The following is a 25441-nucleotide window of genomic DNA, read 5'->3' as shown; positions in this document are numbered from 1 at the left end:
AACCATAGATTAATTGCTGGGGCGGTTTGTCGCTAAAGTCTTAAAAAGCGAGAACTGTGGAAAGCAGGTAAACTAACGCGCTATGCCATCTTCACTTCTCTTCATTATCGCCTCATTAATTTGGGGCTCGACCTTTTGGGCCATCACACAACAACTAGGAGAAGTCGCGCCTGCGGTCTCGGTTGCTTACCGATTTGGGCTCGCATCTCTCACACTTTTTGCTTGGTGCTTGCTACGTAAAGATCGCTTGTTACTTCCGTGGAAAACGCAAGCTTGGTTAGCGTTACAAGGCTTCTTTACATTTTCGCTCAGCTATTTATGTACCTACTCTTCTGAGCAATATTTAGTGTCCGCTTTAGTTGCGGTGTTATTTGCCTTAATGGTGATCTGGTCGCCGATTACAGAAAGAATTTTCTTTCAAAAGCCCTTAAGCTGGCGCATTTGGCTTGCGGCTTTTGTTTCGATCACAGGCGTCATTTTATTATTTTTCCCTGCACTAAAAAGTAATTGGGAAGAAACGCATGCTGGTCACGACACCCATTTTATGCTCGGCTTAGGGCTGGCATTGACGGCAACTCTGGCCAGTACCTTTGGCAATCTGGTAGTGGTTAAAGTGCGTCAGCAAAGTCAAAATGTCTTACTCACCATGGCATGGGCGATGGCTTGGGGAACCTTGTGGGTGAGTTTGTTTGTGATCGTTACTGGGCAAGCATGGACACTACCGACCACACTGAATTATTGGCTGTCTTTGATGTATCTATCCCTATTCGGTTCCGTGATCGCCTTCGCTTGTTACTTCACCTTGATCCACAGAATAGGCGCACAGAAAACCGTTTTTATCGGCGTGATCACCCCTATTATTTCTGTACTCTTATCGATCAAATTAGAAAACTACCATCCCGGATGGATAGAATGGTGCGGCATGATTTTGTGTTTAGCCGGTGTGGTGTGGGCTTTACGCGGCGAGCCTAAAACGAAAGCCGCATAATTCCTGCAATAGTTTTAATTTGCTTACTCAGATTGAGCAGATTGAACAGGCTGAAAAGCGAGTTTGCGTAAAACATGCGCCGCCGCTGCGAGTCCGAACGAGGCTGTCACCACGATAGACGAACCAAAACCTGCGCAATTTAGTCCTGAAATACCGCCAGAACTACCGTTTGCATTAGCTACCGCTGTGTCGCCCTCACTTGCAACTACACAAACCTCGGCCGTTTCTGGTGTGGTCAACGCTTCCATAGAAAATACCGCGTCGATCCCAAATTTAGTTTTCATACCACGTGGAAAACCAAAATTCTGACGTAGTCGTTTACGCACCAAGGCTAATAAAGGTTCTTGCTCAGTGCGCGATAGATCACGAATTTCTATCTTACCTGGATCAGTCTGACCGCCAGCCGCACCTATCGTGATGAGTGGAATATGATGTTCGCGGCAATAAGCAATCAGCGCTGTTTTCGCTTTCACGCTGTCAATGGCATCAATTACATAATCAAATTGCTGACTACCTATCATAAGATCCAAATTATCTGGCTCTACAAATTCTTCAACTTCACGCACTTTGCAATATGGATTAATAGTAGCGATACGTTCCGCTAATGCCGTCACCTTGGCCTTGCCCAACGTTTCGCTGGTGGCTTGAATCTGGCGATTAATATTGGACTCAGCGACATTATCGAGATCAATCATCGTGATCGCCCCAATCGCACTGCGCGCCAACGCTTCCACCACCCAAGAACCGACACCGCCCACGCCTATCACACAGATATGCGCTTGCTTAAAGCGTTCTAATCCCTGTGCGCCATACAAACGCGCAATGCCACCAAAACGGCGGTCAAAATCAATATCGTCAATGGGAGAAGTTTGAGATGAAGGAGTAGCGTGTTGCATAGAAAATAATTTCACAAGTACAAGAAGCATCATTTTACAAGCTTCGGGTCAAATAGACATTTCTGACTTGATTTCGCGCAAGTGACTTGGTCGCGATATCGGCGTAAAAGATGAGAATAGAGGATAATTTTAATTATATTGTTGTAGCTTAGCCTTACTTATTTTCGTACTTTCCTATTTTTACATTTTGCTTTTTAATCACTAAGGGCTGAAAAAACCATTATGGATATCCTATTTGCAAGCGCCCCCAGCTTCGATCAGCCACTGGCCGTTCTCAAGCATTGCCATGATCGCATTCGTAAGCAACTATCCACTTTAGAAAAATTATTGCCACATCTGGAGCAACATGGCGCCGATGCCGAAGCGCAAAAAGCCGTACTGGCGGTATTGAAATATTTTCAAAATGCCGCACCGCTACATCATGAAGATGAAGAAATTGATTTACTTCCGACCTTGGTGCAAACCGCACAAGCGGCCGACGCAGAATTACTGGCGACGCTATTACCCAAAATCTTGCAGCAGCATGAACAAATGGCAGCACAATGGCATAGCTTAGAAGCGCAATTAAGCCTGATTGCAACCGGTAACGCGGCAGCATTAAGCCACTCTGAGGTCGCTGCATTTCAAGCCCTTTATCAAGAACATATGCAAATCGAAGAAACTCAAATCGCACCGATGGCGATGCGATTATTTAGTGCGGAGCAAATGCAAAAGCTAGGTCAAGCTATGCAAACTCGACGCGGTGTGAATGTGCAGTAAAACTCAATACAAAAACGCTGACTATAAAACTATTTTCGTTATTGATTCTCAAATGTAAACCAAAATATAAGCAAGGAAAACCTATGTCTATTGCCAATCTCAGAAAAGATTACCAACTTGCCAGCCTCGCCGAGAGTGATGTGGCACATGATCCGATTAAACAATTTGCCCACTGGTTCGATCAAGCGTTAAAAGCCGAAGTCTCAGAACCAAACGCGATGAGTTTATCCACCGTCAATGCGGACGGCAAACCATCTTCGCGCATCGTACTCATCAAAGAATTTGATGAACGAGGTTTCACCTGGTTTACTAATTACGATAGCCGCAAAGGTTTGGAGCTTGCAGATAACCCGCATGCTGCTTTGCTATTTTTTTGGATACCGCTGGAACGTCAAGTACGCATTGAAGGCCGCATAGAAAAAATTTCTGATGCAGACAACGACAAATATTTCCATAGTCGTCCCTTAGGTAGTCGCCAAAGTGCGCTGGCCTCAGCCCAAAGTCAAACCATCGCCAATCGTCAACAACTCGAAGACAAATTAGCACAAGTGGTGGCAGACTACGGTGATCATCCACCGCGCCCCGAACATTGGGGTGGCTACCGCTTAGTGCCGGAGTTTATAGAATTTTGGCAAGGTCGTAGTTCACGCTTACATGATCGCATTGCCTATACGCGCCAAGCAGACGGCACTTGGGCTATCAGTCGTCTGCAACCATAACTCTAGATCTAAAAATAAAGCTGGTAGGCCTATTCGCGCTACCAGCTTGATTTACAAAGCTGAATTTATAAAGCTGATTTTATAACGCTGAATTTATAAGGCTGAATTTATAAGGCTTTAACACACAAACGAAAATCGGGATCTTCCTCGTACTTTTTGACTTCAAAATCAAGACTGCGCATCAACTTAATCATATTGTGATTATTGCTTAATACCAGCCCCTCAATATAGGCAAGTCCACGGCTACGCGCAACTTCAATAATCGACAACATCATGCGCGAGCCCAAGCCCTGTCCGGCAAAAGTATCTGCAATCAATAAAGAAAATTCGCAAGTGCTTTTATCAGGATTAGTCACGTAACGTGATACGCCTATGATCTTTTCGCTTTCGCTAAAACTACCGTCACCAAGTGGTACTCGCTCGCGATAAATCGCTACCAAGGCCATCTCTCGGTCGTAATCGATTAAAGTGAATTTGGCCAACATACGATCTGATAATTCACGCATGGAAGACACGAAACGGAAGTAACGGCTTTCAGGTGAGAGATTACGCACCAACTCTTGCAGCATCTCAGCATCATGCGGATGCAGCGGCCTGACTGTATATTTACGTCCATCGCGCAAAGGCCATTCCATCTCTTTATCCGAAGGATAAGGTGAAATCGCCAGATGTTCATAATTACCAGGTTCAGCCGGAGAGTGTTCAATTACGATGCGTGCATCCACCACTAAAGCGCCCTCTTCATCCACAATCACCGGATTAATATCCATTTCTCGCAATTGCGGTAAGGCGCAAACCATCTCAGAGATTCGTAATAATATTTGCTCCAAGGCTTCACGATTTACCGGTGCAGCACCGCGCCAAGCACCGAGTAAATCGGCACTTCTGACGCGGTCGATCAAACGATGCGCCAAAAATTGATTTAACGGGGGCAATTCAATCGCGCGATCAGCGATCACTTCTATCATCACGCCGCCCACACCAAAAGAAATCACAGGGCCAAATAATTCATCGGTAGTGATACCAATAAACAATTCACGGCCCAAAGGCTTGCCCGACATATTTTGTACGGTAACGCCATTAATCTTGGCGTCAGGGCGCAATTGCGCAACCCGTGCCATCATGTCTTGCCAGCCGTCACGCACACCCGCTGCATTCGCAATATTTAAAACCACACCCTGCACATTGGATTTATGAGGGATATCGACTGATTCAATTTTCAAAGCGACTGGATACGTCAATTGATTTGCGACCAGCATCGCTTCTGTCGCGCTGCGTGCCAAAATAGTTTTGGTGACAGGAATATGGAAAGCCGAGAGCAAGGCTTTTGATTCCATTTCCGTCAAGACTTTACGCCGCTCTGCCAGCACGCTTTCGATCAATATCCGCGCGCCTTCTAGATCAGGTTTGGCTAATTGAGATAAAGGCGGTGGCACCTGACGTAGCAATTGCTGGTTGCGATGAAATAGCGAGACATGATTAAAGGCATCAACCGCGGCCTCAGGGGTACGAAAGCTCGGAATCCCCGCTTTGAACAAAATCGTTCTCGCGGCAGTAACTTTTTCATCGCCCATCCAACAACTGATTAAAGGCTTACCCACCGTGACTTGCAAGTCAGCCAAAGTTTGCGCAATCGCGCCGGTATCAACACCCGCAATCGGCGACAGAATGACCAAAATTCCGTCCACCTCCAAGCTATGCGCACAGGCCGTCACCGCAGCCCGATAGTGTGCCGCATCAGCATCTTGGGATAAATCAATCAGTTCATCGATCACCGAGAATGCAGAGATTTTTTTACTCAATTCCTTCACCACATCAGCCGGTAATTTAGCCAATGCCAAACCCACTTCGTTGACATGATCGGCGGCTAACACGGCTGGCCCACCACCATTAGAAATCACTGCCAATCGGCGTCCCATAGGCAAATAACGAGCCGATAGACATTTTGCGGCAGCGAATAACTGCACCATAGAATGCACACGTACCGCACCAGCGCGTTGTAGGGCGGCGTCAAAAATCGCATCGCTACCGACGATATTGCCGGAATGGGTTAATGCCGCTTTTGAGCCTTCAGGTTTACGGCCCGCTTTCAAAACAATCACGGGTTTTGAATTAGCGGCAGCGCGTAAGGAGCTCATGAAACGCCGTGCATTACTAATACCTTCCATGTACACGACGATGGTTTGGGTATTCGCATCATCTGCTAAATAATCCAATACTTGCGACAGATCGACAGCAGTATTCAAGCCTAAGGACACCACCGCAGAAAAACCGACACCATTCTTTCCAGCCCAATCTAAGATGGAAGTGGTCAAGGCACCGGATTGTGACACCACAGCCAAGCCACCTGGCTGAGCCAATTTACCGAGTGCACTGGCATTTAAAAACGATTTAGGACATTGAAAACCTAAGCTATTAGGGCCAAGTAAATAGATGCCATGCTCTTTCGCAATACTATGTAGTTTATTGGCCAACGCCGCATCCACCCCTATCGACAAAATCAGAGCGGAGCGACATTGAATGCGTCCTGCGACTTCTAAAGCGGCAGTCAATTGCTCGATAGGCAAAGCGATAATCGCCAGATCAGCCCGCGAGGCGGCCAAGTCACCCAAGGTGCCTTTCATCGCAATGTCCAGATAGGTAATATTGCCTTTGTATTCTTTGCTTTCTAGATGCTGCAATAGCACGCGCGACATAGGGGTAAGCTTTTCGGGACGTTCACGATTGCCACCAAACACCACAATAGATCGTGGCGCAAACAAGGACGAAAGATAATGTTTATTCATAGAACTTCCCGTCTTGAATGACGAAATAAAGAAATAAATAAGTAAAGAAACAAATAATTAATGTAGGGCGTATCGAGATGTCCCTAGTCAACCCCAAGCAGCACACGCACATGCGCTGCCACACTGCGCCCTAAAGCAGACAAATCGTATCCACCTTCCAAACACGACACCACACGCCCTTGCGCATGTCGTTGCGCTACTTGCATAATCTGCTTAGTGACCCATTCATAATCGGCTTCTACCAAGGCCAGATTGCCCATATCATCCTCGCGGTGTCCATCAAAACCAGCGGAAATAAAAATCATCTCGGGTTGAAATTTTTCCAAAACAGGTAACCAGATTTCTGTCACCGCTTGACGAAAAACATCACCGCCAGAACGTGTAGGCAAACCCACATTCACCATATTTGATCCCATCGGCACATCGCCACAAAATGGGTATAAGTTTTTCTCAAAAATAGAGCACATCAACACGCGTGGGTCGTCAAATAAAATATCTTCACTACCATTGCCGTGGTGCACGTCAAAATCAATCAAAGCCACGCGCTCAATACCGTGCTGTGCGAGCGCATGGCGGATGCCGACCACCACATTATTAAAAAAACAGAAGCCTCCCGCATTGCTGCGTTCTGCGTGATGTCCGGGTGGTCGGATGTTACAGAAGGCGACAGGTGCCTGACCGGAAGCCACCAAATCCGCTGCCAGTACGGCAGCACCCGCGGCGCGCAAAGCGGCTTGATAAGAGAATTCATTGATACTGGTATCGGGATCAATTTGTACGTGGGCACCTTCGGGTACACGTTGAGCGATCTCGGCAAATTCTTCCAGATAGCTAGGACTATGCGCACGCGCCAACTGTGCTCCCGTCGCCAACGGCGCATCATGCTGCGTCATGTAATCCAATAAGCCCTTTATCAAGAGCTGATCGTTCACCGCCCCCAGTCGTTCTGGGCATTCAGGATGATGATTGCCCATCTCATGTTTTTGACAATCAGTGTGAGTAATGTAAGCAGCTAACAAAACGGGGACTCCTGAATGAAAGCGAAAGAAGCGAAAAAAGCGCGACATAGTCAATTGATTCTAGACCCATGCATGCACTCAGTAAAGCTAGATTCTCGCGGATTTGTGTTTGATCAAACGATTGCTGTTTTTATGTCAAAATGAAACCAGATTGACGTCAGTTTTAAGCAAACAACAGCAATGTCGCGAGCTTATTTTTTGCGAGCTTATTTTTTACTTGTATGTAGCGTCTGATGCATACGGCGCAAACCCAGCCAGACAACACCCAAAACTACAGGTACCGCAACGCCAACCGCGCTCTCAGTATGCGCAATCCAACCAAACTCTTTCGCCGCTTTCGCTACATAACCAAACAAACCTATCACGTAGTAAGAAATCGCCGCCACTGACAAGCCTTCGACGGCCTGCTGCAAATGTAATTGTTGTGCGGCCCGGGCATTGAGAGACTGAAGAATTTTTCGATTCTGCATTTCTTGCACGATGCCCACCCGAGTACGTAGCAAGTCGTTGGTATTGGCAATACGCCGCGCCAAGGCCTCTTGACGATTCGCGACCGCATCGCAGGTATTCATGGCGGGCGTTAACCGCCTGTCCATAAATTCCGCCACCATGGGCAAGCCTTCTATCCTTTGTTCACGCAACTCTTCGATGCGCGCATGGACTAAACCGAAATAAGCTTTCGAGGCGGAAAAACGATAATTATTTTCCAGCGAAAGTTTCTCTATGCGCGCGGCTAGATGCGTGATTTTTTCTAGCAAATGTCGTTCCGAGTCACTTTCCATATCGAGATCCTGCTCGCTCAAAGCGTGATCGGCTTCCACCATGGTACTAGCCAAATCGACCAAGGCACTTTCTATCGCATTTAATTGAGGCGTTGTCCGTTGCGCCAGAGGCAAGCCCAACAAGGCCATCATGCGGTAAGTTTCTATCTCTAAAATACGCTGCGCCAGACGGCCAGCTTGTTGCGCCCGCATGTCCACATCGCGAATCACAAAACGACTAAAACCATCGGCATGCACCACAAAGTCAGACCAAAACTCACCCCCTTGCATAACCCGACTAGCCGCCAAAGCATGTCCTTGGAACAGCTGCCCGACCTCTTTAGAAAATGCGTCCACTGAATCCACTGGATCTTGTAATAGTGGCCGATTATCTAAAATCAAATGCGCAGCCACCAATACTTTGCCCTGCAAACCATGCAACCAAGCTTCGGGAATTCGGGTAATCGGCATCTGCGTCATGCAGGCTTCTAAGCTGCGAACGTCGCCCTGCTCAACAGTCTGATGTTGTGCGAAGGTATAGGTAGCGAATTCGGTATGACATTCCCATTTCAAACGAAATGGGCCAAAGTCAACATAAAAATATTTGGCATCTAAGGCTGGCGGACTTGCGCCAAAGTGGGCGCACAGCGCCTGCAACAAAGTGTGCTGCTGCTCATGTGCCGAGACACGGGTATCCGACTGCGGCTCAAAATACACGGCCAAATGCGATAGCAACTCTGGCGCATGCAATTTCAAAAAAGGACGGGAATGGATTTCGGCTGCTAAAGGCACACGCAACGGATGATTTAATTCAAAAAAATGCATAGAAATAAAGCGCTTAAAAAGAGACTTAAGAAATTAGGACAATTTTGCTGAGACAAAACGCACACACATCAAAACTTATGTGCGTCTTATAAACAATTCATTTCAATCCATAACTTAAGGTGTCTGCGCAGGTCTTACGCCATCGCTGTCTTTTTGAGAACTTGAAAATCACCCACTGGGCTATGATGAGCCGGATTCGAAAAACGATTGTAACAAAGATGTGTGAAACTGGTATGACCAGTCCTTAAGCAAGGAATAATTGAACGAATGTAGGGTGAATGTAGGATAAATAAAAAACAAAAAGACGCTCACCTATTAACATTTTTCCAGCTATTTTACTCATCCCATTCTCATATCAGGACTCCAATACCAGTTCCACCTAAAAAATCATCCGCAGGTACTGGTAAAATGATGGGTAGTACAGCCAATTGCGCTCAGCAAGTGCTGCTTTTTATCTGAAAGAGAACAAAATGACTCAACTTAAAGCCATCATGCAAACCAGCAAAGGCACGATCAACCTGAATTTATTTGCCGACCAAACACCAGTAACCTGCGCCAACTTTGTTAACTTGGCACAACGCGGTTACTACGATGGTTTGAATTTTCATCGCGTCATCAATGACTTCATGATCCAAGGTGGTTGCCCTGACGGCACAGGCATGGGCGGTCCAGGCTATCGTTTCAAAGACGAATGCACAAGCGAATTACGTCATGACAAAGCAGGTATTTTGTCGATGGCCAACGCAGGCCCAGGCACGAATGGCAGCCAATTTTTCATCACCCACGGTCCTACACCGCATTTGAATGGCAAACACACGGTCTTCGGCGTAGTAGTGAGCGCCGACGATCAAAAAGTCGTTAACAGCATCGTTAAAGGTGATGTAATCGAGAAGTTGACTATCGAAGGCGATGCGACTGAATTATTGGCATCACAAGCTGAAAATTTAGCGAAATGGAATGAAGTTTTAGATTCCCGCGCTGCGTAATTAAGAAATGTAGGAAGTGTAATTTGGGCGACTAAGCTGTACTAGCCCAAACGCACTCTCAGCTCAAAAAAATATCCCGGCAATTTTTGCCGGGATATTTTTTTTACGCTACTAACTAGCGCATCGAGTCAAATTCTATCATGCGCGTGGTAAAACGTTTAATCGCATCATTTTACTTTTTTGATAGACCTGATTCGACGCTTGTCGTAACTCCACAAATAACTGCTGATGCTCAGCATCCCATCCCAAGACTTTTCCATCAAAGGGATTCGAATATTGAGCTGCATGCTTCTGTATATACGCAGGTATTTCGTTCCGCGGAATGCCCTGTTTTAGCAAATCCAACTTAAGCGCCAACAAATGAATTTGCGCAAAAGTATCGTAATGTTTTTCAATGTACACATCATAGTCTGGTGCAGAGATACTCAATAAATTTTTGGTAAATGGATCACGCAGATAGAAAGAGTCCGTTCCTATTCCCAGTAATTCCTTTTGTTTCTTCTCAACTTCCGTTCTCGACGCAAAGTATTCTTGACCAGATTTTTCTAATAAGTTTAGTCTGACGTTATACCAGTCATAACTCATATTCATTGCGGCATTAGGACGATTAAACCATTTAATGAGGCGCTGCTGTAACTTAGCGTCTTGCACTTCTTCCGGTAGCGCAAGCGTACTTTGCATAATATTCATGCCGACCTGCCGCTCGAAAGCAAACGCCTTAGCGATATGCATACGCTGCATAGAAAATTGATTCATCCAATCTTGCATTGGGTCGATCTCCCTTTGCAGATTGGGAAAGCGCTGCAATAACTCGTCACAGATGCGCAAGTCTCTCTGCACGCTAGCTAAGGCAACCATGTGCGAAACTAAACTACTACTATTTTCTAACCAGCGTTGAGAAAAGCTTGCTAGCAGCAGTAACTGCTCCAAACCTTGCGCCACTTTCCCATTAGCGATCAAACGGATTGCACGCATACGCTCTAACTCGGCGGCGTGCATGACCGAAGCATAAGAAGGAATACTCGCAGCGATATGTGGCGGAGCAATTTCTTGATAGGTTTTACTTACTGTCAAACGGTCAAAATTAGCTAATAGGATGTGCTGCGATTTAAGAATTTCTTGCTCTTGCTCCGCGCTACGCGCTAGGTAAAACGCGACGCAATTGGCCGTTTCTGCGTACTCGCAGACCTGAGATTTTGGCTTAACGAAAGTTAGCTCATCGGGATCATTAACGCTCTCTGCAAAATCAACCGTTAGATAACGATTTTTTTCGTAACGGGCTAATTCCGCGTTGAGCTTACGCGCACCTAAAGTAACTGGATCAATGCCCTCTTTTGCATTTAAACCTAGTACCAATAGATAAGCATTGGCTTCATCTAACACTTTAGGTGCTTGCCAGTTCAATGCCGATTTAACTTCTGGCCGCAAATCTTGATCGCGCCAATTTGCAATCAAAAATGTGAGCAAGCCGCCCACGATTAAAATGAATAAGAACAACAATGTGCGCAGCAGGATTTTTTTAAGCATAAGTGTCCCAAACAACTGTTAATATTTCCAATTAATCTATAGGCTGGGACAATATCGTAAGCACCCGACTCATACAAGTATAATCAACTCGATTGTCCGGTAAAATCTCTTGGCATCCACCGTTGCGCTGAATACTGTTCACTATAAATCACAAGAAAACAGTGTTCATCACTAAATGGTCAATTGCTATAAGCTGCAACTAGATATCTCCATTCGCTTAAACAAGCAACACATATTCGGAACAAAAAAATGCTCGAAATTCGCTTGGCAAGGTCTGCCGACTTCGAAAAAATCTGGCCCATATTTCACGAGATCGTGAGCGCTGGCGAGACTTACGCTTACGCACGCGACACCAACCAAGATCAAGGATTCCAATTGTGGATGACACTTCCTAGACAGACCTTCGTCATCGAAGAAAATGGTGAGATTCTGGGCAGCTACTTTATCAAAACTAACCAGAGCGGCGGCGGTGATCACGTTTGCAATTGCGGCTATATGGTGTCATCACAAGCACGTGGACGTGGTGTGGCTAGTATGATGTTTGCGCACTCACAAAACATCGCCAAAGACTTGGGCTATCTGGCGATGCAATTTAATTTTGTGGTATCAACGAATGAAAGCGCGGTGCGCTTATGGACACAATGTGGTTTCGATACGGTTGGACGCTTACCCAAGGCATTTCACCATCCTGCTCATGGTCTGGTGGATGCCTTGATTATGTATAAGTGGCTCGCTAATTAAAGCTAAGAGTTTGAATTGTCGTTTTCAAACTATACCAATTTATCCGCAAACACTTTACGCGCCTTCGCTACTTTGGGCGCGACCACAAACGAGCAATAGCCTTGTTCTGGATGTTGGCGGAAATAATTCTGGTGATAAGCTTCAGCCAAATAAAACTGCGGTGCCATGCTTAATTCAGTGACGATGGGATCGTCCCAAACGCTAGTCATTTTCTGCATGATTTCTTGCCCGATTTTTTTCTGATCGTCGTCATGAAAATAGATCACTGAGCGATATTGCGTGCCTCTGTCAGCACCTTGACGATTCAGCGTGGTCGGGTCATGAATCGTGAAAAAGATTTCGAGAATTTCTGCATACGTGATCACCGCTGGATCGAAGCGCAGGCGAACCACTTCGGCATGGCCAGTCGTACCAGTGCAAATTTGTTCGTAACTCGGATTATGTACCTGTCCACCGCAATAACCCGATTCCACAGTTTGGATCCCACGAATCTGTTGGAAAACGGCCTCGGTACACCAAAAACAACCGCCGCCAAGAGTTGCTGTTTGTTGAGTTTGATTTGTCATGATGATGCTCCTTAGAATAGGTTTTTCATTGAGGTTGACGCAACAATTTCTCGAATTGACGTTCACCTTTTTTACTCAAACTTAGTGCACGGCTGTCCAAGTCAGGAACTACCCACGCATGTTGTACAAAAAAATCCAAAAATGCGGCTCCCAACGCGCCGCCAAGATGCGGACGGCGTTCGCTCCAGTCGAGACAGGCGCAGGCATAACGGCGGCGGCTTTTGCTAGGCATGGTTAGCTGTACACCTAACTGAGATAAGGCCTGTTGCCCAGATTCGCTCAGCACATACAAACTGCTGTCGTCTAGCGTCGGCAAAAGATATTCTTGCGCCATCAAATAGTCATGCAGTTGCACCGCGATTTCACCTGCCATGTGATCATAACAAGTGCGGGCATGACGCAAGCGCGCTGGTGTGCTCGGGGTAAACGCCCTGATCGACACATTCGCGATATTCATTAAGGCTTCTAAAGCCACCGCCACTTCCGGGCTCGCCAATTGATAATAGCGATGCTTGCCTTGCGCGACAACGCTGAGTAAATGCTGCTCTTTTAGTTTATTCAGGTGTGCGCTCGCAGTAGAAGTGGAGACTTCAGCGATGATCGCCAATTCGGTACTGGTGCGCGCCCGCTTATCCATTAACGCACACAGCATGCGCGAGCGCGCTGGTTCTGCAATCGCGGCTGCGATAGTGGCAAGTTGCTGATCGGCAAAGATGGAAGGCATACTTCGATGGCAAACGAATTATGAGAGACAAACAAAGCATACACTAGATTTTTTTTGATCTAAAAAGTTTTGTCATGTCTATTCCTATCACCCATCTATCGTATCAAATTGATCCTTACACGAGGTACGCGCAATTGTCCCAACATGCTGACTTTGCATGGGATGACGCAGCCCAAGCATGGATAGTGAGTCGCGCGGTGCTGATCAGCGCAGTGTTAGCAGACGCTCGCTGTGCTGTGCGCCCTGCCCATGAAGCGGTACCGAAAGCTTTGCAAGGCAGCGCAGCAGGCGAAATTTTCTCCCATTTGATACGCATGAATGAAGCTGAAGCGCATCGTGTTGGCAAAGCTAGTCTCATGCGCTGCCTAGGCACACTTGATTTATCACAGGTTCAGAAAGTCGTGATTGCAATATCGAATGAGATCGGCTTGCCTGATAGTACTGGAGCGGCGCTGAATCAGTGGGTTTATCAATTACCGTTGCGCTGCGTAGCATTGCTCATGGGTTTCGATCTAATAACTAGTACCCTCATCGCACAAGAGATTGCTGAATTTGTCGCCTGCCTATCCATACTCAGCAGCGAGGAAGAATTGCAGCAAGCTAGCCGCGCAGCCGAAGTCCTGCGAGCCCGCATGCAAAATCACCTGCGCGCCAGTATCGTGAACGATGTAACTCCAACACACAGCTTTATACATTCATTGCAAGTCGCCGCAAAAGCCGAAGGCTGGACTGACAACGATGCCATCGTTGCCAACCTCGTTGGCTTACTCTCACAAAGCTATGAAGGAACGGCAGGTTTGCTCGCCAATACCGTGATTCAACTACATCAACAAACAACTTGGCGGGATCAACTACAGCGCGAGATAGGATCGAGCAACAACAGCAGTCCACTGCTACAACAATTTGTACTAGAGGTAGCGCGCTTTGATCCGGCAATTCACAGCACCCGCCGCTTTGTGACGCAAGATTGCAGCATTGGTGGGCAGGAACTACGCAGCGGACAAACCATTATTTTATTATTGGCAGCCGCCAATCGCGACAATACACAGGTCGCTGATGCCGATTGCTTTAATCCGCAGCGTCATGCATTACCGCAATGGGGATTTAGCGCAGGTCGCCATGCTTGCCTTGGACAGCAATTAGCTATCGCTATCGTAGAACAAGCCGTATTGCGACTGCTGCCTATTTGGAGTGAGGCGCAATGGCAAAATTTATCGTGGGAATATCAAACATCGCTCAACGCACGTTTAGCGAAATTTAAATAGGAAAATTAAAATGATCGCTGTCATTTTTGAAGTCTTACCGCACAGTAACCAACGCGAAACTTACTTGGACATCGCTGCACAACTCAAACCCATGCTAAGCGAGGTCGATGGTTTTATTTCGATAGAACGATTTCAAAGCTTGGCCGATGAAAATAAAATTCTGTCGCTCTCGTTTTGGCGGGATGAAGCAGCCGTATGCGCATGGCGCAATCTCGAACAACATCGCGCCGCACAAGCGTCTGGCCGAGAAGCTATTTTTTCGAATTACCGTATCCGGATTGCGCAGGTCATGCGTGATTATGGTTTACATGAGAGAGAGCAAAGTCCGCAAGATAGTCAGGATTACCACCATGGATAATTTAACCCGCTTACAGACCTATCTATCGCAACACTTTCTCAATACCACACAACTAGCACATAACTTAGCGATCTCGGTAGCGCAATGTGAACAGGCGATGGCTGCTGGCCTATTTCCTGCTCCCAGTTATGTGGCGACCGATGGGTGTTTGCATTCAGTCGTATTTGGGCAATTTGAAGTTCCAGGGCTAACACCAAATATCTACGTGCATCGTGACTTGCAGCCTTGGATGCAAAGTGCGTTAAACCTGCTCCTCAAATATGAAATTCCAGTGGCGAAAGCGCTACTTGAACAAGAATTTAAACGCGATTTTGGGCAAGCACTGCAACACTTGCATACACATTGTTGGCCTATGCCAGATGCATTTCAAGAAGATGGCAGTGTTCATCAATCTGGGCTAGAAGTACGCTGCCAACGTGCCTGGGAGTATTTTTGTAACGGTACATTTGGCGTGTGCGTGACACACCCTACTAGCGCACAAGCAATCGCCGAAAAAGAAATCTTGCAGGAAAAATTAATGTATCTCATTGAGCAGCACAATGAGCAGCACGACCCATCGACTTGCTCACCCGAAGCGGTGCAGTCAATCTTGAGCTTAATACCTCATTACGAAGAGATTTGTATGCCATTTAGCCACTTAGAATATCCACTCAGTAGCCGCAAAAAATTGGACGATTTTGCGGAACAATTCGACCGCTAGACTTAATCGAGGGTTTAAATCAGCAAGCGAAAAAGTATGGGAATGCTAAGTTTGCGTCTCTCTTAAACTAGCGCAACTATATTTATAAATGCACTCAATCTTCATTTGACTTGATATTTCTTCGAAGATCAATCGTTCCGATTTATTTTTATTTCTACTTTTATAAATTAGCCAGATCTGATAGATTGATATAGATTATTGTCAAACGCACTGTGAGCACCTGCTATGAAATCCAAGATCGATTTTCGCCAAGCCAGCATATACGTATTATCTGGTCTCTTATCCTCTTTTTTATTAGGCGAGGCTGGATTTTACCGAGGTTCGTTAGACTGGACTTTCTTCCCCGTTTGCTTTTTCGTCGGACTTGGCATGTTGAAGTTTGTTACGGAAGTGTTCAACCTTATTTCGCCAGTTCAAGCCAAACAGATCAACCTAAAAGAACTAGAAAACAAAGCGATTGTTGCCGAAGCCTTCAATCAATCCAAAAGTCAGCACTAACTTTAAACAAGCTGGTACTCAAAAAAGGATGAAATCACTATGTTTAGCCTCAAAAAATGGTCATGGACTATCTTTTTTAATGGTTTTTTATCGTATTTCATTTCCAAATTTTTAATTAAATTAGCGGACATCCCTACTTCCTCGCTGAATTTTTATCATTTTGTGCTGTGGTTTCTGGTGATTTGGGGAATCAAATGCCTGTTAGATAGCTTATTTTTATTGATCGGCTCGCATTTTTCGTTGAAAAATAGGCATTTAAAAACGGATGAAGCCGTCTCAAGCTCGGAGTTGTCTCATTAAGTATTGCAAGTCGTCGCAAAACAACAATCATTTTTTAGTATTTTTCTGCCAATACTCAAGCCGCCCTCAAGAAGGTAAAATGCGGCATGCAAAATTTTGACGACGAATCCATAGTAAGAATAGAAGACGATTTATCCGATCAGAACGATTTAAGTCTCAAGTCTTACTTCAAATCCAGTTTAACTCCCGATGATGTTGTGGCTCTCGCCCCTTTGCGGCGCGCGCAGCCTATGTTGCAGGCGTTTACCGCCTTATTCCACGGTGGTATCAATAGCGTTCTAATGCGCTTGCTGGTTTTGCGCGAATTGACCGCGGATGTCGATTCGCCTTCCCTCACCCGTGCTGACATCAATGCGAAGTTAGGTTATCTAGAGCCGGAAGCACTAGAAACCGTGTTAACCCGTTTGCGCAGTACAGGGCTATTAGTGTGGGATGCAAGCCAATCGGTGTATCGGATTGCGCCTATGGCACGCAATGTATTGGCGGCGATTGAATCCTTGATTCAGGTAGAACAGCAAGAAGACCCTTCCGAAGTCAGCTATATGTTGACCCAAGTCGCTGGTGCACAAGCCGTTGGCGGAGTTTCAGTTGAGCAGTTGCACCATCTACTCGGCCGTCTGATTGAGCTGACCGAAGAATTTTCCGATGCGATTGCCTCGGGTTCAGAATTCCAACTGCGTACCGCACAGCAAAAATGGCATACCGCCTGTGATTGGGTGGAAAAAGGTTCGCAAATTATCCACGCGATTACCAACGATAGCCGAGCGGATTCCGCGACGCACCGCGCAGCGCAAGCGATTGGTCGCGCTCAGAGTGCGCTTTTGAATATGCAAGGTATGTTCTCACGCGCCTTGAATCAAATTGAACGCCAACGTGTCCATTTGGGTCAGTCCGGTTTATCGACCACCGATATCAAGATGTGGTTGCTGCAACGAGATGATTTGGCCTCGCTTGCCGATGGCGCGCTATCGCATCCAGTGGCACCTCATTTCATCACGCCATCTGAAATGATAGACGTGGCCGAGAGTGAATTGCTAAGCCATCGTAACTCAGCGGTCTTGGGCGTTTTACCGACAGGTGAAAATGCGCCGTCGATTGCGAACGATAATAGCGAAGCCTTATTAGAACTCGATCATTGGCTAGATCTACTCAGCAAAATTGACGGTAAGTCAGTGGACCCAGCGACGAATAAACCCAAACCGCTGCACGACTATTTACTACCAGCGAGTTTTGCCATTGCCTCGTACCGCGCTTCGCTTTTACCTCTGATTGGCGACGCCAATGAAGCCTCGTTGCAAGGCGCGACCGCGACACTAGCACGCTTGCCTTTGAGCTTTGACTCCAAAGACAAAATGCGCAAACTATCAGACCCGCACATCGCAGCGATTTCTGTGGCTAGCTTATTGCCATTGGATGTTACGACGGATGATGCGCATGAATAAATATCAAACCTCTACGTATCTGTGCTTATTGGTTTTTAATGGCTTAAAAAAAGAGATTTTCCATGACTGAAGATGCACAAATCCTTATCGCCCGTTTGTTGGCGCATCAGACTTTACGTCGTGAAGACAAGTTAGTAAAACGTGCTTTGTCCGACGAAAATTTTCGTAGCGATGTTGACGCGCGCTTGAAAGCCTGCGGTATGAAGTTTGTCGATAATGTGTATGCCGACCACGTCACTTTGGCGCTGACACGTGACAGCGAATCTAAGGTATTCGGGACGAAAGACACCTGGCAGAACAATAATTTTGGCCTCGCTCGCGATGGTGTGGCCTTGTTAGTCGTATTGTGGTCGCTAATTATTTTACCGAAACGCGAACGCCAAGAAGCGCATCAAATGGCGCAAGAAGATCAGAACGATATGTTTGGCAAAGAAAAACCTTTGCCGCGCGCAGAGGACACTTCTATCGGTATTTCCTATCGTACTTTGCTCGCCGATTTCGGCGAAAAACTCGGTAAGAAAACGCGTATGGATATGAACCTCGGCCAACTCGCACGTCTGGGTTTTATAGAACGTAAAACCGATCTGATCATGGAAGGCCCGTTGCTCGATTTGCTAATGGATACCGATGCCTTAAAAGACCGCATCATCAACGGCGCGCTGTCGGATATTTTCCATATTCCTATGCCACGTACGCCAGCGGTGATTGAGGCGGAACGGGTTGCAGCGGAGGCAACGGAAGAAACGCCGCTGGTTGTGGAATCCAATAGTCCGGAGAATGAGTAGCAAAGCCTCTCCACACAGAGACGAAGGGAAACAAAGTAAACGCGGATAATTATCCCTCCCCTTCAAGGGGAGGGATAGGGTGGGGATGGGTTTCGCTGACGCAAGATGACAAGATTCAATCGCAACCCATCCCCATCCCAACCTTCCCCTTGAAGGGGAAGGAGTTAACAAAGTAATTTAAAAATATCAAAGCAATACCCATTTTCCAAAGAAAAACAAAAACTATGTTTCATATCAAATCACTAGAACTGGTTCATTGGGATTACTGGCAGCGTATTAAGAACATCCCGCTCGATGCCAAGATCATTACCATTGCTGGACAAAATGGTTCAGGCAAAACCACGCTGCTTGATGCTTTGCGCACGCTGTTTGGTTTGGAATGTTCTATGGGACGTTCGTACAAACATTACGCCCGCCACTCCGGCCAACAGACCGCTTGGATACGTGCGGTGGTCGATAATAGTGCGGTCGGTCCGCAGATTTCGAATCGCCCTTTCCGCATGTCCGGTTTGTATGAAGATGAAGTCACGCTGTTTTGTAAAATCGAAAAAAATGGCGGTGACTGGAAACGCCAATATCTATTACGCAGTGGCAAAGTCGAGATTGAAGAAATTCAAGAAGCCAATGATTGGTTAGGCGTTGAAACCTATCGCAAACGTTTATCACATGCAGGCTTGTCATCAGCCATGGGCAAAGTGCTGGCACTGGAACAAGGTGAAACCGATAAGCTATGCGAATACGCGCCGCGCCAATTACTCGATCTGGTATTCCAAGTATTCGGAGACAAAGAAGTCTTAGACGCCTACGACGATGCAAAACGTCATCAGCGCGATACCGAATCTGAACTGCAACGCTTTGAAACCGAACTCGAAGGCGCAAAAACCAATCTCGAAGGTTTGCGCTTAAAAGTGGCCAACTTCCATCAATGGGAAAGTTTAAACAAAGAGAAGCGTGACCTGCAGGAAGAGATTTTACCGACCCTGCAATACCACGAAGATCTGGAACGCGCATCAGCCACCAGTCAAGCTTTACGCGCCAGCAAACGTTATTTAAAAACGCAAGACGAGGCACTATCGGAGCGTCGTCAAGCACTGGCACAACAAGCACAAAATCATAGCGAAGCGCAGCAAAGCGAAGCAGCATTAGAAGCGGAAGAATCCAGCTTGCGTGAAAAACTCGCACAAGTGAATGCCAAGCTTAAGCCGCAAGAAAGCTTACTCGAACAAAAAGCGCGTTTGCAAAAACTGGCCGCCGAAGCGGACGCCGACATCGCGAATATCGCCGACGAATTAGAAAAGAAAGAAGAAGAACTCGCTCAGCAAAAACAAGAACGCGATGCATTAGCACAACGCATCGCCGCCGATATGGATACCATTTCGGCCTTGCAAGGCAAAGCCAGCCTGCCTGATCCAGAAAACGTGCGCCAAATGCGCCGTGCTTTGAATGAAGCGAATATTCCGCACAGCATGTTGCCTGAGATCGTTGAAGTCACCGACGCAAAATGGCAAGGCGCGGTGGAAGGTGTATTGCGTGGCTATACCTCGGTCATTTTGCTCGACAATCCTAGTGATGCCAGCGCTGCCTATCGCATCGGTGAGAAACAACGCTATAGTCACTTCATCGTGCCGGATCGCGTTAATGCGCCAGTGGTAAAAGACGATAGTTTGTTATCCGTGGTCAGTTTTAACGCTAAGGCGCCAGCTTGGCTGATCGAACAATTAGAACGCATAGAAACTGTCGATAGCATCGATATCGGCATGAAACTGCACAAGTCGCAAGAATGGATTACGCCGGATGCGTATCACTTCGAACGTCGCGGTGGTCGATCTTTATTTGTTGAAGTATCACGCTACCGTTTTGGTAATGCGGGTCGTACCCAGCGTCTAGAAGCTTTGCAAAAAGCCCTACCACGTTTGCAATCACAAGAAGATCAACTCACGATCAAAATCAGCAAATTGGCTGGTGAAATTTCTTCTTACAAAGCACGTTTAGCGGGTGTCGATGCAGCCAAGGAATTAAGTGCGCGCCATGCCGAGTTTGAAGAAGCGTCGCGCAATACACAACCTTTAAAACAACAACGTATCGAAGTTGGTACGCGCCTCGGTGAGATTGCGCCTTTACTTAAAGCCGCCACCGAGCAACGTACCGTCGCGCATCTCAAATGGGAGCAAGCTAAGGCTGCCATTGCCGACGCTGAATCACAACAACGAGTCTCCGAAAAACGCCACGCCGAAGAACGCAAAGCGCAATTTGAAACTTTACGTAGCATGCGCGAGACATGGCATACACTACCGCTCAATTGGAAGCGCACTTCGCATCGTAAAGAGTTGGTGGCGGAACATGAAAACGTCCATCAAGTTGAATTGCGTCTGCGCAGTTTGAGCAATAATTTAGCACGCGATGATTGGGAAACTGACGCTACCGTAGTTGATCAGTACACGCGTTTAAACAATTTACTGCAAAATCGTCAGGCCGAAACCGACGAACGTCGCTACCAAAATAATCGAGCGATGGAAGCGACCGTCAATGCGCGCGCCGCTTACATGGATAGATTACGCTACACGATCAAGACTTACAGCAAGAACATCAAACAACTGGGTGAGCTGGCAGGTATCGAAGTTCATACTGATCCAGTCAAACTAGAAAACGACGATGTGATGTTGGCGCAAGCTGGCTTACACGTGCGCTTTAAGTTCGACGGCAAAGGCCCTATCGGCATGAATGATGGCGAGGCGTCCGGCGGTCAGCAGGTCATGAAATCACTGATCTTATTAATCGGCTTATTGAAATCAGAAGACGGCTCAGGCGGCTTTGTGTTCATCGATGAACCTTTCGCCCATTTGGATATTCGCAATATTCAATTGGTCGGTGAGTTCTTGAAAAACACCGATGCACAGTACTTGATGACGACACCGTTGACGCATAACACCGATGTGTACGATCCTTCTGAACTCACCTTAATTACGAGTAAGAAGAAAAAAGATACGGAATGGGCGCAACCCATCTTTGTCTTACAACGCCGGGTAGAAAAAGTGAAAGATGCACGTGCTTAAATAACATACGCATTTTGCCGACTATCTGCTAGATGATTATGCAGAGTCGCAAATACAAGCCAAGATTAGCGAATCGGCACAGGGTGCAGGTTCGCTTTTTTTGCATTTTCACCTAGGCTTTTCTTGAGACTACGAGCTGAATCGGGCACAATCTGTACATCAACTAAACGAGGTAAGACATGGGAATAGAACTCAGTGGTGCGGGTGAGGCGTTAACAGCAATTGTGGTCAGCGATGAATTAAGTAAACAACATACCCAACATAGCGATGATCAAGATGCCAATGCGCATAAGAATTGTGCAAACTGTGGAGCACAGTTGACCGGTGCGTTTTGTCATGCCTGCGGGCAATCAGCCCACATTCATCGCTCATTACTTCATATGGTAGAAGAGGCATTGCATGGCATCTTTCATTTTGACACGAAAGCATGGCGCACTATTCCTGCTTTAATATTTAAGCCTGGTCATTTAACCAAACAATATATAGAGGGCAAGCGCACATCGTTCGTTTCACCGCTTGCTTTATTTTTGTTTTTGATCTTTTTGATGTTTTTCATTTTTTCTTACACCATGACCGGCCCCAGCAATGACATGCTGCATATTCCGAGTTCACGTGAAGATATCGTGAAAGAATTAAGTAAAGCAGAAGCTAAGCTGAAGCAACAACTCGCTGAGCAAGCTAAGCAAGGCTCATTGAGTTCGGGTGCATTCGAACTACAGGACGAGATTAACGATCTTCAGTTCGAGATCAGAAAATTTAAAGACACACTAAGTAAATTAGATGGCAAAGAAAAGGATTTGCCAGCGTTAAGAAAAGAACTCGAGCTCGCTGAGACAAATCTACAAGCGCTAAAGGCAGCCAAAATGAAGTTTAAATTGGCGGCAAAAAAAGGAGCCTCTGGGGATATAGCATCAAACGAGAACGGAAACGCAGAGTCTAATGTCATTACAAGTTCAGAATCTGGTTCCGAAACAAGTTCGACCAAAGACAATTCGAAAAAACAGCTCAAACAATTAGGAGACGCTACTACACTACGCTCAACTAGTGAAGCCAGCCCAAGCACGTCGATACCAATCGCAAAATTGCAGCCGTGGGAAGTAAATCAGAGCATTACTGCTGCAGAACGCCAAGTCAAATACTTAAAGAAACAAATTGCTGCGGGCGAGAGAGCGCAAGCCAGTGAACAAGAGAAAGCACAACAAAAAACTGCCGTAAAAAAAATTGAGATTGGCGCCAGTAGTTCAGCAGATGCAAGCGCCAATACAACTCTTGGTGCAGATAATAGCACCGATGAACAGGCTAATGACGAGGTCGATATTCCAAATATCAACATCAAAAATTCATCTTCCATTCCATATTTCAAGGATCTAGCCGATCATGCAATGAAAAATCCCGAATTGACACTGTTTAAAATGAAGAAGAACGCTTCAGGACTGGCTTTTCTATTGATGCCCTTAACGCTACCTTTCATATGGCTACTGTTTGCATTCAAACGAAAATTTGTGATGTTCGACCATGCCGTATTTTCGCTTTACTCCTTGTCGTTCATGTGTTTGTTGCTCAGTACTATCGCGATCTTGACCAAATTTGAATTCAACACCATTGCTGCATTGCTATTCGCCTTCGTTCCGCCCATTCATATGTTTGCGCAGCTACGCCATGCCTATAGCCTGGGCATATTCGCGACGTTCTGGCGCACTATTGCGTTACTCTTTATCGCCATACTCTCTTTGTCACTATTTGCAACTATCGTGACCATTGCGAGCGCATAAATTAGTAAGATATAAAACCTAACGATATGTCTAACTCAAATCAAACCAGCACCTACATAGCCTTATTACGTGCAGTCAATGTCGGTGGTACGGGAAAACTTTCGATGAAAACATTGGTAGAAATGTGTGAGTTGTTAGGTTTTACAGGAGTGCAAACTTATATCGCCAGCGGCAATGTTTTATTTGATAGTGAGCAATCGGCTGTCACCTGCCGTGCTTTGCTAGAAGCAGCATTGCAGCGCTATGCCGGTAAGCCTGTTGGCGTCTTCATACGCACACCCGCTGAGCTTGCCGCGATACTCAATGCCAATCCTTATGCAGATAAGGCTCCCAATCGAACGGTCACGATCTTCCTTGATGACGCACCAGATACTGGCGCCATCACGTCCGCGAAAGGAAGAAAAGAAGAAGAGATCGCATTTGGCAGCCAACACATATATGTGCATTACGGCGACGGTATGGCGGATTCCAAATTGGTGATTCCAGCCGCCAGCAACGGTACTGCACGTAACATGAATACCGTCGCTAAACTTTTAGCGCTGGCTGAAAAGCGCTGCTCAAAGTAATGCGCCAATCAGCTAAACTGAAATTCGCCTTATGATCGCCTGTGCCAATTGGCTAGCCGCATGAGGTGCCAATTCTAAGAACAATTCTGGCTCCAATAGCTCTAATTCCATTAGCAAAAATTGCCCATCGCTTATGATGCCGTCAACTCTGGCGTAGCAAGGCATGTTTGGTAAAGCTTGCAAGATGTTGGCTGCCTGTGCAATCAACTCTGACGATGCATGAATCGCTTCCACACTGCCGCCATGATCTGACTGCACTCGAAAATCACCTGCCTTAGCCCGTTTAATTAGAGCATGACTGTATTCACCGTCGAAGAAAATCAAAGAATATTCACCCTGTGCTACGATTTCTGGCATGAAGGGTTGCACTAGAAAATCCTGCTCCAAGCGCCATTGCTCAAACTGATTTTCATACAAGCGACTTTGTGTCTTTTGTACCCGCAAAGTACGCCAAGCACCAGCTGATTGCACAGGCTTTACCACGACTTCATCTGATTTCATTGCGTCTAACAGCTCATCAAATGAACGCCTATCATCAGGCTTTAAACAAATACTGGGAATCAATGGCAATCCTGCGCGCTGCAACTCAAATAAATAATTTTTGTTCAAATTCCAGCGCAAGGTCTCTACATCATTCACGACTTTGAGCTGCAATTGCTGCAATTGCTGTAACCAAGCGAGGAAAGCCGGCAGTTTCTCGTGATAGTCCCAAGGACAACGAATCACGATGGCATCAAATGTAGTCCAATCCAAATCAGCCGCATCCCAGACACAGATACTCACTCGCATGCCTAATTTTTCTAGCGCAGGTGGCAACAACTGCTCTCCACCGAATAGATCAGGTAACTCAGCGCTAGTCACTAAAGCAATGTGATAACTTTGCATACAATTTATTTCCTATCGTCAGACTATGATTTATGAGGTATCGCTGCCATTGAGCCAAACGTCGCTCAAACTTCGCTCAAACGTCACTCAAACTGCGCATCATACAGAATAAGATTTTGCGTGATAAGCCGTATTGAAATTCTCAAAGCATTAAATACCACTTTGCAAAAAGCATACAAAACTCATTTAAAAACAATGCAATATAGAAATATGATCTCCAAATATATTAATACCAGATAAAATTTACCACAATTTAAAACATAACTAAATCGACAAACTGTTTTTACTTTTACCTACGCAATATCATACAAATCTGTTTATTTTTATACTGATTAGAAAAATCGAAGGCAAATTTATGATCAGCAAAAGATTCTTCGGTTTGCAACTAAAAGTTCATTTATCTTGCCTAAAAAAACACAAGCGTTAACTTTCCGTCAATCTCAATCTCTGTTCTACTCATTACAGATTACCTTCAACTGTTTAGCCCCTTTTATTCGCTTATCGGGCAAAAAAAACACGC

General features: G+C 46.1%; 22 protein-coding genes. 14 read left to right on the top strand and 8 right to left on the bottom strand.

What is annotated here, in order from left to right:
- Positions 1-82: 82 nt before the first annotated feature.
- Positions 83-988, top strand: a complete 906-nt coding sequence (locus ACFFJH_RS06725; RefSeq protein ID WP_390211141.1) for a DMT family transporter — start codon at positions 83-85, stop codon at positions 986-988.
- Between the two features lie 23 nt (positions 989-1011).
- Here the strand turns inward: ACFFJH_RS06725 and tcdA are convergent, their stop codons facing one another.
- Positions 1012-1884, bottom strand: coding sequence for a tRNA cyclic N6-threonylcarbamoyladenosine(37) synthase TcdA (tcdA, locus tag ACFFJH_RS06720; protein WP_390211139.1), 873 nt, complete (start codon positions 1882-1884; stop codon positions 1012-1014).
- A 222-nt stretch (positions 1885-2106) separates the two neighbouring features.
- Here tcdA and ACFFJH_RS06715 point away from each other — a divergent pair, with 222 nt between their 5' ends.
- Both ACFFJH_RS06715 and pdxH read left to right on the top strand, forming a co-directional pair.
- Positions 2107-2643: a hemerythrin domain-containing protein gene (locus ACFFJH_RS06715; protein ID WP_390211138.1), complete on the top strand. Its 537-nt coding sequence runs from the start codon at positions 2107-2109 to the stop codon at positions 2641-2643.
- Positions 2644-2726: 83 nt separating this feature from the next.
- Entirely contained in the window at positions 2727-3362 is a 636-nt protein-coding gene (gene pdxH / locus ACFFJH_RS06710; RefSeq protein WP_390211137.1) for a pyridoxamine 5'-phosphate oxidase, read from the top strand.
- A 107-nt stretch (positions 3363-3469) separates the two neighbouring features.
- Here the strand turns inward: pdxH and ACFFJH_RS06705 are convergent, their stop codons facing one another.
- The 3 genes from ACFFJH_RS06705 to ACFFJH_RS06695 form a co-directional block, all read right to left on the bottom strand.
- Positions 3470-6148 carry a bifunctional acetate--CoA ligase family protein/GNAT family N-acetyltransferase gene (locus ACFFJH_RS06705; RefSeq protein WP_390211136.1) on the bottom strand — a complete coding sequence of 893 codons (2679 nt, stop codon included), beginning with the start codon at positions 6146-6148 and terminating at the stop codon, positions 3470-3472.
- Between the two features lie 83 nt (positions 6149-6231).
- Positions 6232-7167, bottom strand: coding sequence for a histone deacetylase family protein (locus ACFFJH_RS06700; protein ID WP_390211135.1), 936 nt, complete (start codon positions 7165-7167; stop codon positions 6232-6234).
- A gap of 206 nt (positions 7168-7373) precedes the next feature.
- Positions 7374-8759, bottom strand: a complete 1386-nt coding sequence (locus ACFFJH_RS06695; RefSeq protein WP_390211321.1) for a DUF3422 family protein — start codon at positions 8757-8759, stop codon at positions 7374-7376.
- Between the two features lie 464 nt (positions 8760-9223).
- On the opposite strand from ACFFJH_RS06695, the gene ACFFJH_RS06690 reads away from it, so the two are divergent.
- Positions 9224-9739 (top strand): peptidylprolyl isomerase, encoded by a 516-nt coding sequence (locus ACFFJH_RS06690; protein WP_390211133.1) that lies wholly within the window; start codon positions 9224-9226, stop codon positions 9737-9739.
- 138 nt (positions 9740-9877) lie between these two features.
- Here ACFFJH_RS06690 and ACFFJH_RS06685 read toward each other — a convergent pair whose 3' ends face one another.
- Positions 9878-11266 carry a hypothetical protein gene (locus ACFFJH_RS06685; protein WP_390211131.1) on the bottom strand — a complete coding sequence of 463 codons (1389 nt, stop codon included), beginning with the start codon at positions 11264-11266 and terminating at the stop codon, positions 9878-9880.
- A gap of 249 nt (positions 11267-11515) precedes the next feature.
- Here ACFFJH_RS06685 and ACFFJH_RS06680 point away from each other — a divergent pair, with 249 nt between their 5' ends.
- Positions 11516-12007 (top strand): GNAT family N-acetyltransferase, encoded by a 492-nt coding sequence (locus ACFFJH_RS06680; RefSeq protein WP_390211129.1) that lies wholly within the window; start codon positions 11516-11518, stop codon positions 12005-12007.
- A 29-nt stretch (positions 12008-12036) separates the two neighbouring features.
- Here ACFFJH_RS06680 and msrA read toward each other — a convergent pair whose 3' ends face one another.
- Entirely contained in the window at positions 12037-12573 is a 537-nt protein-coding gene (msrA, locus tag ACFFJH_RS06675; RefSeq protein ID WP_390211127.1) for a peptide-methionine (S)-S-oxide reductase MsrA, read from the bottom strand.
- 25 nt (positions 12574-12598) lie between these two features.
- Positions 12599-13297 (bottom strand): ArsR/SmtB family transcription factor, encoded by a 699-nt coding sequence (locus tag ACFFJH_RS06670; RefSeq protein WP_390211126.1) that lies wholly within the window; start codon positions 13295-13297, stop codon positions 12599-12601.
- A 74-nt stretch (positions 13298-13371) separates the two neighbouring features.
- Between ACFFJH_RS06670 and ACFFJH_RS06665 the strand changes: the two genes are divergently transcribed.
- The 9 genes from ACFFJH_RS06665 (at position 13372) to ACFFJH_RS06625 (ending at position 24036) form a co-directional block, all read left to right on the top strand.
- Positions 13372-14562 (top strand): cytochrome P450, encoded by a 1191-nt coding sequence (locus ACFFJH_RS06665; protein ID WP_390211125.1) that lies wholly within the window; start codon positions 13372-13374, stop codon positions 14560-14562.
- 10 nt (positions 14563-14572) lie between these two features.
- Positions 14573-14920: an antibiotic biosynthesis monooxygenase family protein gene (locus ACFFJH_RS06660; RefSeq protein ID WP_390211123.1), complete on the top strand. Its 348-nt coding sequence runs from the start codon at positions 14573-14575 to the stop codon at positions 14918-14920.
- Positions 14913-15620, top strand: coding sequence for a DUF6058 family natural product biosynthesis protein (locus tag ACFFJH_RS06655; RefSeq protein ID WP_390211122.1), 708 nt, complete (start codon positions 14913-14915; stop codon positions 15618-15620). The genes ACFFJH_RS06660 and ACFFJH_RS06655 overlap by 8 nt, the downstream gene beginning before the upstream one ends.
- 225 nt (positions 15621-15845) lie before the next feature.
- Complete coding sequence (locus ACFFJH_RS06650) at positions 15846-16118, top strand: hypothetical protein (protein ID WP_390211120.1); 273 nt, start codon at positions 15846-15848, stop codon at positions 16116-16118.
- Positions 16119-16504: 386 nt separating this feature from the next.
- On the top strand, positions 16505-17860 hold the full coding sequence (locus ACFFJH_RS06645; RefSeq protein ID WP_390211117.1) for a hypothetical protein: 1356 nt from the start codon (positions 16505-16507) through the stop codon (positions 17858-17860).
- A gap of 62 nt (positions 17861-17922) precedes the next feature.
- Complete coding sequence (locus ACFFJH_RS06640; protein ID WP_390211115.1) at positions 17923-18645, top strand: hypothetical protein; 723 nt, start codon at positions 17923-17925, stop codon at positions 18643-18645.
- Between the two features lie 224 nt (positions 18646-18869).
- Positions 18870-21698 carry an ATP-binding protein gene (locus ACFFJH_RS06635; protein WP_390211113.1) on the top strand — a complete coding sequence of 943 codons (2829 nt, stop codon included), beginning with the start codon at positions 18870-18872 and terminating at the stop codon, positions 21696-21698.
- A 179-nt stretch (positions 21699-21877) separates the two neighbouring features.
- Positions 21878-23470, top strand: coding sequence for a DUF3667 domain-containing protein (locus ACFFJH_RS06630; protein WP_390211110.1), 1593 nt, complete (start codon positions 21878-21880; stop codon positions 23468-23470).
- Positions 23471-23496: 26 nt separating this feature from the next.
- The gene (locus ACFFJH_RS06625) at positions 23497-24036 is read left to right on the top strand and encodes a DUF1697 domain-containing protein (RefSeq protein ID WP_390211108.1); all 540 of its coding nucleotides are present in this window, start codon (positions 23497-23499) and stop codon (positions 24034-24036) included.
- Between the two features lie 12 nt (positions 24037-24048).
- Here the strand turns inward: ACFFJH_RS06625 and ACFFJH_RS06620 are convergent, their stop codons facing one another.
- On the bottom strand, positions 24049-24921 hold the full coding sequence (locus tag ACFFJH_RS06620; protein WP_390211105.1) for an ATP-grasp domain-containing protein: 873 nt from the start codon (positions 24919-24921) through the stop codon (positions 24049-24051).
- Positions 24922-25441 lie beyond the last annotated feature (520 nt).

It is taken from the genome of Affinundibacterium danionis, assembly GCF_042432465.1.
GTDB lineage: Bacteria > Pseudomonadota > Gammaproteobacteria > Burkholderiales > Burkholderiaceae_D > Undibacterium > Undibacterium danionis.
Note: the sequence above shows the minus strand (reverse complement) of the source record. Positions and strands in the feature narration are given on the sequence as shown.